The sequence below is a fragment of the Klebsiella sp. CN_Kp066 genome (genome assembly GCF_040065135.1).
GTDB lineage: Bacteria > Pseudomonadota > Gammaproteobacteria > Enterobacterales > Enterobacteriaceae > Klebsiella > Klebsiella oxytoca.
Genome location: NZ_JBEAIU010000040.1, coordinates 155,669 through 169,541 on the forward strand (window position 1 = coordinate 155,669; position 13,873 = coordinate 169,541).

16 protein-coding genes are annotated in these 13,873 nt (G+C 56.2%); 5 read left to right on the top strand and 11 right to left on the bottom strand.

Annotated elements, in window-relative coordinates; all coding sequences use genetic code 11:
- Nucleotides 1-26: 26 nt before the first annotated feature.
- Nucleotides 27-617, bottom strand: a complete 591-nt coding sequence (gene ribA, locus ABLV75_RS16355; protein WP_004101393.1) for a GTP cyclohydrolase II — start codon at nt 615-617, stop codon at nt 27-29.
- 162 nt (nt 618-779) lie between these two features.
- Here ribA and pgpB point away from each other — a divergent pair, with 162 nt between their 5' ends.
- From pgpB to yciH, 5 genes are all read left to right on the top strand, one after another.
- Nucleotides 780-1,547 carry a phosphatidylglycerophosphatase B gene (gene pgpB, locus ABLV75_RS16360; protein WP_004101394.1) on the top strand — a complete coding sequence of 256 codons (768 nt, stop codon included), beginning with the start codon at nt 780-782 and terminating at the stop codon, nt 1,545-1,547.
- A 135-nt stretch (nt 1,548-1,682) separates the two neighbouring features.
- Complete coding sequence (locus tag ABLV75_RS16365) at nt 1,683-1,991, top strand: LapA family protein (protein WP_004101395.1); 309 nt, start codon at nt 1,683-1,685, stop codon at nt 1,989-1,991.
- Nucleotides 1,992-1,997: 6 nt separating this feature from the next.
- On the top strand, nt 1,998-3,167 hold the full coding sequence (lapB, locus tag ABLV75_RS16370) for a lipopolysaccharide assembly protein LapB (protein ID WP_004101396.1): 1,170 nt from the start codon (nt 1,998-2,000) through the stop codon (nt 3,165-3,167).
- 192 nt (nt 3,168-3,359) lie between these two features.
- The gene (gene pyrF / locus ABLV75_RS16375; RefSeq protein WP_017146059.1) at nt 3,360-4,097 is read left to right on the top strand and encodes an orotidine-5'-phosphate decarboxylase; all 738 of its coding nucleotides are present in this window, start codon (nt 3,360-3,362) and stop codon (nt 4,095-4,097) included.
- Nucleotides 4,097-4,423: a stress response translation initiation inhibitor YciH gene (yciH, locus tag ABLV75_RS16380; RefSeq protein ID WP_004112434.1), complete on the top strand. Its 327-nt coding sequence runs from the start codon at nt 4,097-4,099 to the stop codon at nt 4,421-4,423. Before pyrF ends, yciH begins: the two co-directional genes overlap by 1 nt.
- Before the next feature lie 96 nt (nt 4,424-4,519).
- Here yciH and osmB read toward each other — a convergent pair whose 3' ends face one another.
- The 10 genes from osmB to sapC form a co-directional block, all read right to left on the bottom strand.
- A complete protein-coding gene (gene osmB / locus ABLV75_RS16385; RefSeq protein ID WP_004139496.1) occupies nt 4,520-4,738 on the bottom strand; it encodes an osmotically-inducible lipoprotein OsmB in 219 nt (72 codons plus the stop codon).
- A gap of 276 nt (nt 4,739-5,014) precedes the next feature.
- Nucleotides 5,015-5,764, bottom strand: coding sequence for a DNA-binding transcriptional regulator YciT (locus ABLV75_RS16390; protein ID WP_004101403.1), 750 nt, complete (start codon nt 5,762-5,764; stop codon nt 5,015-5,017).
- A 72-nt stretch (nt 5,765-5,836) separates the two neighbouring features.
- Entirely contained in the window at nt 5,837-6,019 is a 183-nt protein-coding gene (locus ABLV75_RS16395) for a hypothetical protein (RefSeq protein ID WP_004101405.1), read from the bottom strand.
- Nucleotides 6,020-6,196: 177 nt separating this feature from the next.
- Nucleotides 6,197-8,131, bottom strand: a complete 1,935-nt coding sequence (locus tag ABLV75_RS16400) for an exoribonuclease II (protein ID WP_016808529.1) — start codon at nt 8,129-8,131, stop codon at nt 6,197-6,199.
- A gap of 81 nt (nt 8,132-8,212) precedes the next feature.
- A complete protein-coding gene (locus ABLV75_RS16405; RefSeq protein WP_049128044.1) occupies nt 8,213-9,361 on the bottom strand; it encodes a carboxymuconolactone decarboxylase family protein in 1,149 nt (382 codons plus the stop codon).
- A gap of 183 nt (nt 9,362-9,544) precedes the next feature.
- Entirely contained in the window at nt 9,545-10,333 is a 789-nt protein-coding gene (gene fabI / locus ABLV75_RS16410; RefSeq protein WP_004101419.1) for an enoyl-ACP reductase FabI, read from the bottom strand.
- A 210-nt stretch (nt 10,334-10,543) separates the two neighbouring features.
- Nucleotides 10,544-11,086 carry a HutD family protein gene (locus ABLV75_RS16415; RefSeq protein ID WP_004101421.1) on the bottom strand — a complete coding sequence of 181 codons (543 nt, stop codon included), beginning with the start codon at nt 11,084-11,086 and terminating at the stop codon, nt 10,544-10,546.
- A gap of 18 nt (nt 11,087-11,104) precedes the next feature.
- On the bottom strand, nt 11,105-11,914 hold the full coding sequence (gene sapF / locus ABLV75_RS16420; RefSeq protein ID WP_004101423.1) for a putrescine export ABC transporter ATP-binding protein SapF: 810 nt from the start codon (nt 11,912-11,914) through the stop codon (nt 11,105-11,107).
- A gap of 1 nt (nt 11,915) precedes the next feature.
- Nucleotides 11,916-12,908, bottom strand: a complete 993-nt coding sequence (gene sapD, locus ABLV75_RS16425; RefSeq protein WP_004101425.1) for a putrescine export ABC transporter ATP-binding protein SapD — start codon at nt 12,906-12,908, stop codon at nt 11,916-11,918.
- Nucleotides 12,908-13,798, bottom strand: coding sequence for a putrescine export ABC transporter permease SapC (gene sapC, locus ABLV75_RS16430; RefSeq protein ID WP_004101427.1), 891 nt, complete (start codon nt 13,796-13,798; stop codon nt 12,908-12,910). Before sapC ends, sapD begins: the two co-directional genes overlap by 1 nt.
- Nucleotides 13,799-13,873: the final 75 nt, after the last annotated feature.

Genomic DNA, 13,873 nt, shown 5'->3' on the forward strand with positions numbered 1-13,873 from the left:
GGCCCTTTTCTTATTAATGCGGCGGATTATTTACTCAGCAGGTGGCCCATTTTCGCCGCCTTGGTATCGAGATAGTGGGCATTTTTCGGGTTGCGGCCCACGATCAGCGGCACGCGTTCGACAATGTTGATTCCGGCTTCGGTAAGGATCTCAACCTTCTTCGGATTGTTGGTCAACAGACGCACCTGTTCAACGTTGAGCAGCTTAAACATATCCGCGCACAGGGTAAAATCACGCTCATCGGCGGCAAAGCCCAGCTGATGATTAGCCTCGACGGTGTCATAGCCTTGATCCTGTAAAGCGTAAGCGCGAATTTTATTCAGCAGGCCGATATTGCGCCCTTCCTGCCGGTGATACAGCAGGATACCGCGCCCCTCTTCGGCAATATGCGACAGCGCCGCTTCCAGCTGAAATCCGCAATCACAGCGCAGGCTAAAAAGGGCATCGCCCGTGAGACACTCAGAGTGTACGCGGGCCAGCACCGGGGATTGCCCCGAAATATCGCCGAAAACCAGCGCGACGTGATCCTGCCCGGTTGCCAGTTCTTCAAAACCCACCATGAGAAAATCGCCCCATGGGGTTGGCAGTTTGGCTTCTGCCACACGTTTAAGCTGCATGTGATTCTCCAGATTCTATCAGCACCTGACTGTGCTTCTGTTTGCCGCTATTTTGCCACAACGGCGCGACGTTCTCCTAATTGCGTACGGTTACCTGCGCGCAAAGCGCACAAACGAACTACTTTCCGTTATGATATTGAGGTCAAAGAATAAGGAGATGAAATGCTGTTGATTGCCAGACGAACCGCCGTTGGCGCGGCCCTGCTATTGATCATGCCTGCTGTGGTGTGGATTTCCGGCTGGAAATGGCATCCGGAACTGTCGGCAGGCATGATGAAGCTGCTGTACTGGGTGACCGAGACGGTGACGCAACCCTGGGGCATCATCACGCACGTTATTTTATGCGCCTGGTTCCTGTGGTGTCTGCGATTTCGTCTGCGCGCCGCGGTAGTCCTGTTCCTGATTCTGGGCGCCGCGATCCTGCTGGGCCAGGGTATGAAGTCGTGGATTAAAGACCGCGTTCAGGAGCCTCGCCCCTTTGTCATCTGGCTGGAACAGGCCCGGCAGGTGCCGGTCACCCAATTCTACACCTTGAAACGCAAAGAACGCGCTAAACTGGTGCATGAGCAGCTGGCCCAGGAGCAGCAAATTCCGCACTTTTTGCGTAAGCACTGGCAAAAAGAGACCGGCTTCGCTTTCCCTTCTGGTCACACCATGTTTGCTGCCAGCTGGGCGCTGCTTGGCGTAGGTCTGCTGTGGCCCCGGCGTCGTTGGGTAACCATGGCGCTGCTGCTGACGTGGGCCGTAGCGGTGATGGGGAGCCGCCTGGCGCTGGGCATGCACTGGCCGCAGGACCTGATCGTCGCGACGCTCATTTCCTGGCTGCTGGTGACCCTGGCGACCTGGCTTGCCCAGCGGTTCTGCGGTCCGCTATCGCCGCCGGGTGAAGAGGCGCAGGATATTAAAAAAAGGGCGGCAGCGCCGGAATAGTGTTGATATTGCCAGCTTCAGGCCGCATATCCTGTACTGGCGTCATGCATTTCCATTTCACCGCTGCGGCGAAAATGATACTTTATAGGGCTGAACGCGGGATTCTTACGCGCAACCCACATAACGGGAAGTCATGTGAAATATTTTCTAATTTTCTTATTGGTGTTAGCAATCTTCGTCATTTCAGTGACGCTGGGAGCGCAGAATGACCAGGTGGTCACGTTCAACTATTTGCTCGCGCAGGGTGAATTCCGTATCTCAACGCTGCTGGCCGTGCTTTTTGCTGCCGGTTTTGCCATCGGCTGGCTGATTTGCGGCCTTTTCTGGCTGCGCGTCCGCGTCTCTCTGGCGCGCGCCGAGCGCAAAATTAAGCGTCTGGAGCATCAGATTGCGCCAGCCGGCGCTGCGCCCGCTGAAGCAGGTGTTCCTGCGGTGAAGGAATAATCATTTATGCTGGAGTTGTTGTTTCTGCTTTTGCCCGTTGCCGCAGCATATGGCTGGTATATGGGGCGCAGAAGTGCACAACAGTCCAAACAGGACGATGCGAGCCGTCTGTCGCGTGACTACGTTACAGGGGTTAACTTCCTGCTGAGCAATCAGCAGGATAAAGCCGTCGATCTGTTCCTCGATATGCTGAAAGAGGATACCGGCACCGTCGAAGCCCACCTTACGCTGGGCAATCTGTTTCGCTCGCGCGGCGAAGTTGACCGCGCTATCCGCATTCACCAGAGCTTAATGGAAAGCGCCTCGTTAACTTACGATCAGCGCCTGCTGGCGGTTCAGCAGCTGGGGCGCGATTATATGGCAGCCGGGCTGTATGACCGGGCGGAGGGGATGTTTAAACAGCTGGTGGATGAAACGGATTTTCGCCTTGGTGCATTACAGCAGCTGCTGCAGATTTATCAGTCAACCAGCGACTGGCAGTCGGCGATTGAAGTGGCGGAACGCCTGGTTAAGCTCGGTAAAGAGAAGCACCGCGGCGAAATCGCCAACTTCTGGTGCGAGCTGGCGCTGCAGCAAATGGCGGGCAATGACCTGGATAAGGCCATGGCGCTACTGAAAAAAGGCGCCGCTGCGGACAAGAACAGCGCTCGCGTCTCCATCATGATGGGACGGGTGTGGATGGAGAAGGGCGACTACGCTAAAGCCGTCGAGAGCCTGGAACGGGTAATTGAGCAAGACAAAGAACTGGTCGGTGAAACCCTGGAGATGCTGCAAACCTGTTACCAGCAGCTGGGGAAAATCGACGAGTGGGAAGCGTTTTTACGCCGCTGCGCGGATGAAAACACCGGGGCGACGGCCGACCTCATGCTGGCACAAATCCTTGAGCAGCGAGAAGGAATTGAGTCCGCGCAAAACTATGTGACGCGCCAGCTGGAGCGCCACCCGACGATGCGCGTATTCCATAAACTGATCGATTACCATATTAATGAAGCCGAAGAGGGGCGGGCGAAGCAGAGCCTGGGTGTTCTGCGCCAGATGGTGGGCGAACAGGTCCGCAGCAAGCCGCGTTACCGCTGTCAAAAATGTGGTTTCACCGCGCATACGCTGTACTGGCACTGCCCGTCGTGCCGCTCGTGGTCCACCATTAAGCCAATTCGCGGCCTGGATGGGCAGTAAATTTAAAAAAACGCGCGCTTTAGTTACAACATACTAATGGATTTATCTTCATCATCTCCTCCGGCTACGGTAGCCGAATCGTCCGGCAGACAGGGAAATGCAGCCTGTTATTTTTGCCTTATCGCAGGTAGAATGCTGCCCGTTTACCTTTTTTGCGCCGAACCGGCGCTCATCAACAATTAAGGTCCGGTCATGACGTCTACTGCTACATCTTCTTCCCGCGTTGTCACATCCTCTCCCGTCGTCGTTGCTCTTGATTATGATAACCGTGATAAAGCGCTGGCGTTTGTCGACCGTATCGACCCGCGCGACTGTCGCCTGAAGGTGGGTAAAGAGATGTTTACTCTACTGGGGCCGCAGTTTGTTCGCGACCTGCATCAGCGCGGTTTCGAAGTTTTTCTCGATCTAAAATTTCACGATATTCCGAATACCACCGCCCGCGCGGTCGCCGCAGCGGCTGAGCTCGGCGTCTGGATGGTCAACGTTCACGCTTCCGGGGGGGCGCGTATGATGACCGCCGCACGTGAAGCCCTACAACCTTTCGGCAAAGACGCCCCGCTGTTAATTGCCGTCACCGTGCTAACCAGCATGGAAGCCAGCGATCTACAGGATCTGGGGATTACGCTTTCTCCAGCCGACTACGCCGCGAAGCTGGCGGAGCTGACCCAGCGCTGCGGTCTGGATGGCGTGGTATGCTCGGCGCAGGAAGCGGTTCGCTTTAAACAAGAACGGGGCCAGGCGTTCAGGCTGGTGACGCCTGGCATTCGTCCACAAGGCAGCGACGCCGGCGACCAGCGGCGAATTATGACGCCGGAGCAGGCGCAGGCAGCTGGCGTGGATTATATGGTCATTGGTCGCCCGGTCACGCAGTCTGCCGATCCTGCCGCTACGCTGCGCAGCATCAACGCATCGTTGAATAAGGAGGCATGATGAGCGATTCCAATAGCCGACTGGTGTACTCAACGGACAGCGGTCGTATTGATGAACCCAAACCGGTACAAGCGCGCCCGAAAGGGGACGGTATCGTGCGCATCCAGCGGCAGACAAGCGGTCGTAAGGGTAAGGGCGTCTGCCTGATTAGTGGGATTGATGAGAATGATGAAGCGCTGGCTAAACTTGCCGCCGAGCTGAAAAAGAAATGCGGCTGCGGTGGGTCGGTAAAGGACGGTGTGATTGAGATTCAGGGCGATAAGCGCGAGCTGCTAAAAACGCTTCTTGAAGCCAAAGGGATGAAGGTTAAGCTGGCTGGCGGTTAATCAATAATAAGGCCACGATAATTATCGTGGCCTGCAATTTTTTGCTGGTGTACTGGTCAGCTAATATAAACTTTAATTTAATTGCTTGCGGTTAAATTATTTACCTACCTGGTGGCCAATAATACCGCCGACTGCCGCGCCGCCCAGGGTACCCAGGGTGCTGCCGTCGGTAAGCACCGCGCCACCGAGCGCACCGGCGCCTGCGCCGATAGCGGTATTACGATCGCGTTTAGACCAGTTCGAACAAGCGCTCAGAGACATTGCAACAGTGACGGCCAGAACCACAGCGGCCATTTTTTTGTTCATTGAAGTCATCATTTTTTTCTCCTGAATAATCTATTCATGGATACAACTTCCCTTAAGCATAGCTTGTTACGCCAGCTCGGGGAGTATTCCATGAAGCTTTAGTTGCGCAGGTGTTGCTCTATTCACGCAGGTGATAGTTACTTCCTGTTATATCGCTAACATTAATTCTACTTTCAATAAATTTTTCAGGCAGGTAAAAAGTCTGAATTCAGCGGTCAGATAAGTCTCAGACGAGAGCTATGCCGGGTACGGCCCGGCATACTAAAGGCAAAGCAGGGAGAACGATCAGGGATGGTTGACGATATTTACGGTTAAGCCGCACTGCGTTAACTGGTTATGCACGGCATCGTTTAGATTGTCGTCGGTAATAATGCGGTTGAATCGGCCGATCGGCCCGAGCGGATATGGGTGCACAACGTTGAACTTCGAGCTATCGCTCAGCACAATCGCCTCACAGCCCTTTTCAAGCACCGCGTTCACCACATCGGCGCGCATCATATCTCGTCCGGTAAATCCGGTTTCGGCCTGCCAGCCGTCGATGCCGATAAAGGCCTTGCTGAAGTGAACCTGCTGAATAAACTGCCGCGTGAGAGGACCAACCATGCTTTCGCTGCGCTTCTGGTAGATTCCACCCAGCAGGATCACTTCTCCGGGCGTCTCTTTCAGTAGGTGAGCGATATAGCTGCTGACGGTGATGATAGTGATATCGCCGCGCTCGGCGAGCGTACGGGCGAGCAGAGCGTTGCAGCTGCCGTTTTCGATAAATACCGTTTCCCCGGAGGAGACGAGCGTAGCGGCCCGCGCAGCCAGCTCTCGCTTAATGGCGAAATGGGTCATCATGCGGGTTTCCACATCTTCGCTGTCCAGCGGAACGGCGAAGCCGTGGGTACGTCGCAGGTAGCTCTGCTTTTCTAATGAGTTTAAATCCTGGCGAATGGTGACTTCAGAGACACCGGTCATTTTCGCGAGATCGGCCACGCTCATACGGCCTTTATCGATGACCATTTGCAAAATACTTTGTTGTCGGGCGTTCATAGCAACTTCGCAGTTAAGGGCTGTTTGGGCGAGCGATCGGGCCAGGATGCCCGATTGCGGCGGTGTAGATTATCAAATTTCCCACGGGGCCTTAGGCTGGCCGGGTTTGTTTTCCTGTTCGTCGTTCGAAAGCGCCTGGAGTTCAGCTTTCAGAATTTCGAGGTTATGGATCGCGGAGTGATAATCCCCGGCAACCAGAATATCCAGCACGGTATCGATACGTTGGGCGAGCAGGCGAGCATTCAGATCTGACATGGCGTTATCCTGGTTACAAATGTGAATAAAATCAATGATGCTAAAAACGGATGAAAAAGAGAAGCGAAATAAACGCACAACTTTACTCATCGACGATAATTAGCGGACAACGCGCGGAACACCTACGGGAAGGGCTAAAACGCGGCTCCGGGTAAGGGAGCCGCATTGAACAGTCTATCAGGCGGCAGGGCGCGCAATCACGCTACGGGTTTCCATGCGGACTTCGGCAATCGTGACATCGATAACATCCGTCACCTTATATACGACCTCGCCTTTAATTTGCACGGTACCGCTTTCCTGGCTGCAAACCAGCTCATCGCGTACGGCGTGGAGGAATGGGGCCGGGATAAAGGCAACCGCGCCGTTATCAACCAGTCGAACACGCATACCGCCGCGGCTGACATCGATAATTTCAGCAGCAAAGCGAGTATTAGTGCCGGCCTGCGGCTTCAGATAGCGGGCGTACAGCCAGTCGCCGACGTCGCGCTCCGCCATGCGGTTGAGGCGGCGACGTTCCGCCATTTGCACCGCAACGTCATCCTGCGGACGAGAGATGGTTTCCCCTTTGATAATCGCTTTCAGCAGACGATGGTTGATCATATCGCCGTACTTACGGATTGGGGAGGTCCAGGTTGCATAGGCTTCCAGACCCAGGCCAAAGTGCGGGCCCGGCTCGGTGCTGATTTCGGCAAAGGACTGGAAACGGCGAATACGGCTGTCGAGGAAACCGGACGGCTGCGCGTCCAGTTCGCGACGCAGTTTGCAGAAGCCCTCCAGCGTCAGTACTTCCACCGGATCAACGTGAACATCGTGGGTTTTCAGCAAGGCCGCGAGCTGCTCGGTATTGGCCGGATCGAATCCGGTATGGACGTTATACACGCCGAAACCGAGCTTATCGCGCAGCACGCGGGCGGCGCAGATGTTGGCGGCAATCATCGACTCTTCAACGATGCGATTAGCGATACGACGCGGTTCGGCAACGATATCCAGCACTTCGCCTTTTTCGCCCAGCACAAAGCGATAATCCGGACGGTCCTTGAACACCAGCGCGTGGTTTTTGCGCCATTCGCTACGGCGCAGGCAGGCATCGTGCAGCAGGTTAATTTGCTGCGCGATTATCTCGCTCTCCGGCTGCCAGCCGCCGTTATTTTCCAGCCAGTCGGACACATCATCGTAGGCCAGCTTCGCTTTCGATTCGATGGTCGCCGCGAAGAACTGAATATCGTCTTCGATGGCCCCGTCAGCAGCCAGGATCATACGGCAGGCCAGAACCGGACGAACTTCGTTGGGGCGCAGGGAGCAGAGGTCATCAGAGAGTTCGCGCGGCAGCATCGGAATGTTGAAGCCCGGCAGATAGTTGGTAAAGGCGCGAATTTTTGCCGTATTGTCCAGCTTGCTGCCTTCGGCAATCCAGGCGGTTGGATCGGCGATGGCGACAGTCAGGTGCAGCTTACCGTCAGCGGCCAGCTCGGCGTACAGCGCATCGTCCATATCTTCGGTGCTGGCGCTGTCGATGGTCACGAAAGTCAGCGCCGTTAAATCGCGGCGTTCCAGACCCTCATCAAGCATCTCGGTCGCTACCCCATCCGGCGCTTCTTTTTCCAGATTATGGCGCGCCAGGGTGACCCACCATGGTGCGAAATGATCGTCGCCGAAGGTAATGTACTGGGTGAGCTCAGCGTAGAAACCGCGGTCACCTTTCAGCGGATGACGGCGCATTTCGGCAACGGCCCAGTCACCCTCTTTAAAATCATGCTCTACGCCGCGAGCAGCGCGGCAGGGAATGGCATCTTTCAGCAGCGGATGGTCAGGAACGATGGAAAGACGGTCGTCTTTCTTATGAACTTTGCCGACAAAACGCGTCAGGAACGGCTCAACCAGTTCTTCCGGCTCAGCGCTTTCGCGTTCTTTTTCAGTATTGACCACGGCAATAATACGATCGCCATGCATGACTTTTTTCATTTGCGGCGGCGGAATGAAATAGCTTTTCTGAGAGTCGACTTCGAGGAAGCCAAACCCTTTTTCCGTCCCTTTAACGACCCCTTCAACGCGCGGAGTCTGGGAATGCAGTTGCTGTTTAAGCTGCGCTAGCAGCGGGTTGTCCTGAAACATAATTTCTTATTTTCGTGGCTAAAAGAGCGGCTGACATTTTTACGCGAATATGCCTGCCGCAGCAAGCGCTGTTTCAGCATTTTACGTCTGCTGACATCCATTGCCGAGGGCGATTTTCAGACGATTCATCCAACCGCATAGCCCGCACCAGGCGAGAAGATCGATGGCGGCGGTGCGGGAAAGCCCGCATTCCGTCAATGGGCTTAGGTGGGCGGCGCTAAAACGGTCAGGGGAGCGGGTTAAAAGCTGTATGGACTGTAAAAGCCGGTGCTCGATGACATGCTCTTCTCTGCGCGACTGCGCGTCAGGAACGATACCGCGTAAAGCATCGGCAAAATCCGGACATCGCGAGGCCCAGGCATTGAAGCAGCTGATGCTGCCGTTAATCCGCGCTGCGATCAGCGCCACCTGCGCGGCGAACGGCGGCTGATCGCTGAGGTGGCTCAGGAGCAGTTCCTGCAGATCCAGCGGCGGTTCCTGGGTCGCCAGCAGCGGCGCCAGTTCAAACAGGCCGGGATACTTTTGCCATTTTGCCAGCAGCGACTGACGCTCATCATCGGCATAGCGTAAATCTGAGTCGTCAAGTCCGGGCCGCCAGTCGCTCTCTCGGGCAATGAAAAGCGCCTCTGGCGCATCTTCCTGCTGCGGCATCCCGGGGATCCAGCGCACCGGGTAACCCAGCGCGGCGTGAAAGGCGGCGATAGCGCGCGCCTGGAAGCCGATAAAGCCAATAATCTGATTGATAAGAATAATGTCGCGACTGGTCAGGCCGACTTCGTCAAGCTGGCTGCGGGAGAGCGCGTTGATCAGTGAAGGAGAGCTCGCCAGCTGGCGGGCGTATTGGGTAATTTGCGCCAGGCGTCGATTGCTTTCACGCGAGGAGTCCGGGCCGGGAAGCGGCGCCAGGCGGGCTGCGTAGTGATTGCATAGCCGCTGAACGCCATAAACCTGGGCGACGGTCAGCGCCGTGCTAAGCCGGTCATAGGCGCTAAATGTCTGTAGACGATTTACGCTCACAGAAGCGGGAAACAGGGCATCAGCCAGCCGTCTGGCGGGTGCCAGCCAGCGCGCATGCGCCCTAAACAGATCTTCTGGTAGCGTGAGATCGAGGAGAAAACGATCTTCGACATGGGCGGCTTCAGGGACGAGCGGCAATACATCCACCGGGCAGATTGTTGACTGGGTCTCATGATACCAGTGGTTTTTGCCGTAAACGCGGCGTTGCTCCATGGGCGTTCCTTGTTCGGTATGTGGCAAACCGCCGTTTCGCGGTCATGCTATGCGGAACTATCCTGGCTTAACCCTGGGGCCGGAGAAAATATTGATACGTGCTAACAAATAGCGGATTGGAATAACAGAAGGGTAAATATGCAGAAAAGACCCCTCCTCACGGACGTAAGGAGGGTGAACAACTTATTTGATTTCCAGCTCGTTCATGGCGGCGATGTTGAAGCCGCCGTCAACGTGAACGACTTCGCCGGAGATGCCGGCAGACAGGTCGGAGCACAGGAATGCTGCGCTGTTACCCACGTCTTCAGTGGTGACGGTGCGACGGATCGGAGTGACCGCTTCGCAGTGCGCCAGCATTTTACGGAAATCTTTGATACCGGAAGCCGCCAGGGTACGGATTGGACCGGCAGAGATGGCGTTAACGCGCACGCCTTCCGGACCCATGGCGTTAGCCATGTAGCGGACGTTAGCTTCGAGGGAGGCTTTCGCCAGACCCATCACGTTGTAGTTCGGGATGGCGCGCTCTGCGCCCAGGTAGGAGAGCGTCAGCAGGGCGGAGCCCGGGTTCAGCATACCGCGGCAGGCTTTCGCCATCGCCACAAAGCTGTAGGCGCTGATATCGTGAGCGATTTTGAAACCGTCGCGGGTAACCGCATTAACGTAGTCGCCGTCCAGCTGATCTGCCGGAGCATAGCCGATAGAGTGTACGAAACCGTCAAACTTAGGCCATACTTTTGCCAGCTCGGTGAACAGAGACTCGATGCTCTCGTCTTCCGCCACATCGCACGGCAGGACAATGTTAGAACCCAGCGCGGCGGCAAATTCTTCCACACGACCTTTCAGTTTTTCGTTCTGATAGGTGAACGCCAGTTCAGCCCCTTCACGGTGCATTGCTTGTGCGATGCCCCAGGCGATGGACAGTTTGCTGGCAAGGCCAGTCAACAGAATGCGCTTACCGGAAAGAAAACCCATAGCTTTTAATCCTTATCGTTATTGCGTATTTTTACTTTAACAATCATCTGGTTAGCGTTGTTATTTCAAAATAACTCAAATTTAGCCGGGAATTATATCCCACTGACGACCCCTTGTGTCACGATATTTTTCTGCCATTTGCCACGGTCTGGCGCGCTTTGGCTACCGTGCGTACAAGAGTATACCATCTGATATTGCGGCGATCTGGGGTTAGCGGCGCTCGATTTCCGCCAGTAAAAGCCGGGCGTCCTCAGAGTGCGGGATCAGCTCGCCAGGCGGTTGATTCTGCCACCAGATCCCCGAGCCGGCCTGGTAAATCGTATCCGCCATCCGCCAGTGTCCCCGCAGAACCCATGCGATACCCTCCGCGCCGGGCCGCTGCGGTTCAGCGACGACGATAACCCGCGAGGCGGCACGCGCGCGCTGGGTCATAATATTGAAATCGAGACCGCGTCCGCTAATGCCTTCGCTGGCAAGAGGCCATTCGCCGGCAAAAGCCCATGGCTGCCAGAGCATCAGGCGCTGAGCAATATTGTCGCCCCGTAGCCACAGCGGCTGGCCCTCAAGAAGGGTGATGACCCGGTCAACGCCGGGAAAAGGAGAAAACGGGCCATCCTTTTCCAGCGTAGCGATACTGGCGCGCCAGAGAAACGGCGCATCTGGCGAGGCAACGCTGACAATTTCACGCGTTTCCCCACCGCCGTTTTTCCACGGCGTGACCGGCAGGGTAGAAAACTGAACCGGAACAATCATCGCAATTTTCGCCTCGGATTATTTACCGTCTTTACGCCAGGCATCGGCGGTCAGCGCCTCGCCGAAATGGCCGGCAATCAGACGTTTTGTCAGATCGTGCAGCGGAGAGGCCAGTACGTCGGCGGTGCTGCCGCGTTCGACCACTTCACCCTGGTGCATCACCAGCACCTGATCGCTGATGTGCTTCATCATGCCCAAATGCTGGGTAACGTAAATGTAGGAGATACCCTGTTTTTCCTGCAGCTCCAGCATCAGGTTAATCAGTTGAGAGCGCATTGACATATCCAGCGACGCCAGCGCTTCATCGCAGACGATCACTTTCGGGCGCAGGATCAGCGCCCGCGCCAGGCCCAGACGCTGTTTTTGGCCCGGTGCCAGCATATGCGGATAATAGCTGACGTGGTCAGGCAGCAGACCAACCATGCGTAACGTTTCGATAATCTGCTTCTGCCGCGCCTCGGGTTCGAGGTCGGTATTGAGACGCAGAGGGAAATCGAGGATTTGCGAAATTCGCTGCCGTGGATTGAGCGAGGTCGACGGATCCTGAAAAATCATGCGAATCTTCTGGCTGCGGAAAGAGAAATCTCCAAACGCCAGCGGATGGTCATCAATCAGCAGTTCGCCTGTGCTGGGTTCGACCATCCCGGCTAGCATTTTCGCCAGCGTCGATTTGCCGGAGCCGTTTTCGCCGATAATCGCCAGAGTCTGGCGCTCGCGCAGGGTAAAGCTTAACGGCTTAACCGCCTCTACCGTTTGCCGGTGAAACCAGCCGGTGCGGTAGCGAAAGGTCTTACTCAGATTGCGTACTTCAAGCAATGTTTCGACCATTTCACTCTTTCTCCATGTTCAGCGGGAAGTGACAGGCATAGAGGTGGTTGCGCGCGCCCACCAGCCGGGGCGTTTCGATACATTCACGCTGGGCGTAAGGGCAGCGCGGCCCGAGCCGGCAGCCGATAGGCAGCTGTTCGAGCAGCGGAATAGCGCCCGGCAAGGTATTGAGCCGACTTTTGTGCGGCATGGCGCTGCCGAAATCGGGAATCGCCCGAATCAGCGCCTGGGTATAGGGATGATGAGGAATCGTCACCAGCTCCTCGCTCGGCGCGGTTTCCACCGTCTGCCCGCAGTACATGACGTTAATTTTGTCCGCCCATTTACTGAGCATCTGCATATCGTGACTGATCAACAAAATCGTGGTGTTGTTGTTTTGGTTCAGCCGCGTCAGCAGGCGGATGATTTGCGCCTGTGTTGTCGGCTCCATGGCGTTAGTCGGTTCATCGGCGATCAGCAGCCGCGGCTGGTTAGCCAGTGCGATGGCGATCATGACCTTCTGACACTCACCATCCGTCAGCTCGTAGGGGAAGCTGCGCATCGCATCTTTATGGTCTTTAATCCCCACGCGGTGCAAGAGCTCAATGGCGCGCCGCTTGCGCCAGCCAAAACGTTGCCACCAGCGGCCTTTAAAGGTCCAGCCGGGGATATTCTGCGTGAGTTGTTCGCCGATACGTTCGGAAGGATCGAGACAGGATTGCGGCTCCTGAAAAATCATCGAGACGTTGTGGCCCACCAGTTTACGCCGTTCGCGCACTGAGAGACGCAGCAGATCGATATCGTCGAAACGCATACGGTCGGCGGTCACCCGCCAGTTGTCTTTGGTGACGCCGCAAATCGCTTTGGCAATTAAGCTTTTACCCGAGCCGGATTCTCCGACCAGGCCGCGAATTTCCCCCTCAGCGAGGGTCAGGCTGACGCGATCGACGGCTTTCACCCAGCCTTCGTTGGTTTTGAATTCAATGGTTAAATTTCGGATATCGAGTAACGGCATTATTCCACCCCGGCGATAATTGCGCGGCGGATCCCGTCGCCCAGCAGGTTAACCAGCAGGACGCTAATCATAATGGCCGCGCCCGGCAGCATCACCGTCCACGGCGCAACGTAAATCAGCTCCAGCGCGTCGCCGAGCATCGCTCCCCACTCCGGGGAAGGTAGCTGAGCGCCGAGGTCGAGGAAACCCAGCGCGGCGATATCCAGAATCGCCATCGATAGCGCTCGGGTGATCTCCGTAACCAGCCCAGAGGTAATATTTGGCAGTACCGCGAACCATAAAATATTCAGGGTTGACGCTCCGTCAAGGCGGGCGGCGATAACATACTCTTTTTCCAGCTCGTCGTGCACCATGCTGTAAACCGAGCGTACCATGCGCGGCAGAAGCGCCAGCCAGACGGCGAACATCGCGTGGCTGAGGTGAGGTCCGGCGAAGGCGACCACGATGATGGCCAGCAGCAGTGACGGGATCGACAGCAGGGTATCGAGAATATGGTTCATTACCGCCGAGCGCAGGCCGTGGGTCGCACCGGCAATCACGCCAAGCACCAGACCCAGTAGGGTAGCGCCCAGCGTCACCACAAACGCGCCGCCGACCGTTGGCGCCGCGCCGCTCAGCAGGCGGCTAAGAACGTCGCGGCCCAGATCGTCGGTACCAAGAAAGAACGAGACTTCGCCGTAGCGCGACCATGACGGCGGCAGCAGTTGATAGCCAAGGAACTGCTGATCGATACCGTAAGGCGCGAACCAGCTGCCGAAAACGCACAGTAGCACCAGCGCCGCGCAGCCGTACAGGCCGATCATAGCGGTAGTATCGCCATAGAATTTTCGCCAAACGGTGCGCAGCGCACCCGGCGGGCGCTTCTCCAGATAGACGCTATCGTAGGGCATATGAACCTGTTTTATGTTTGTTAGTCATGATTGATGTCTTTTTAAATTCTTCAATACCAGCAACACGTTACTGCC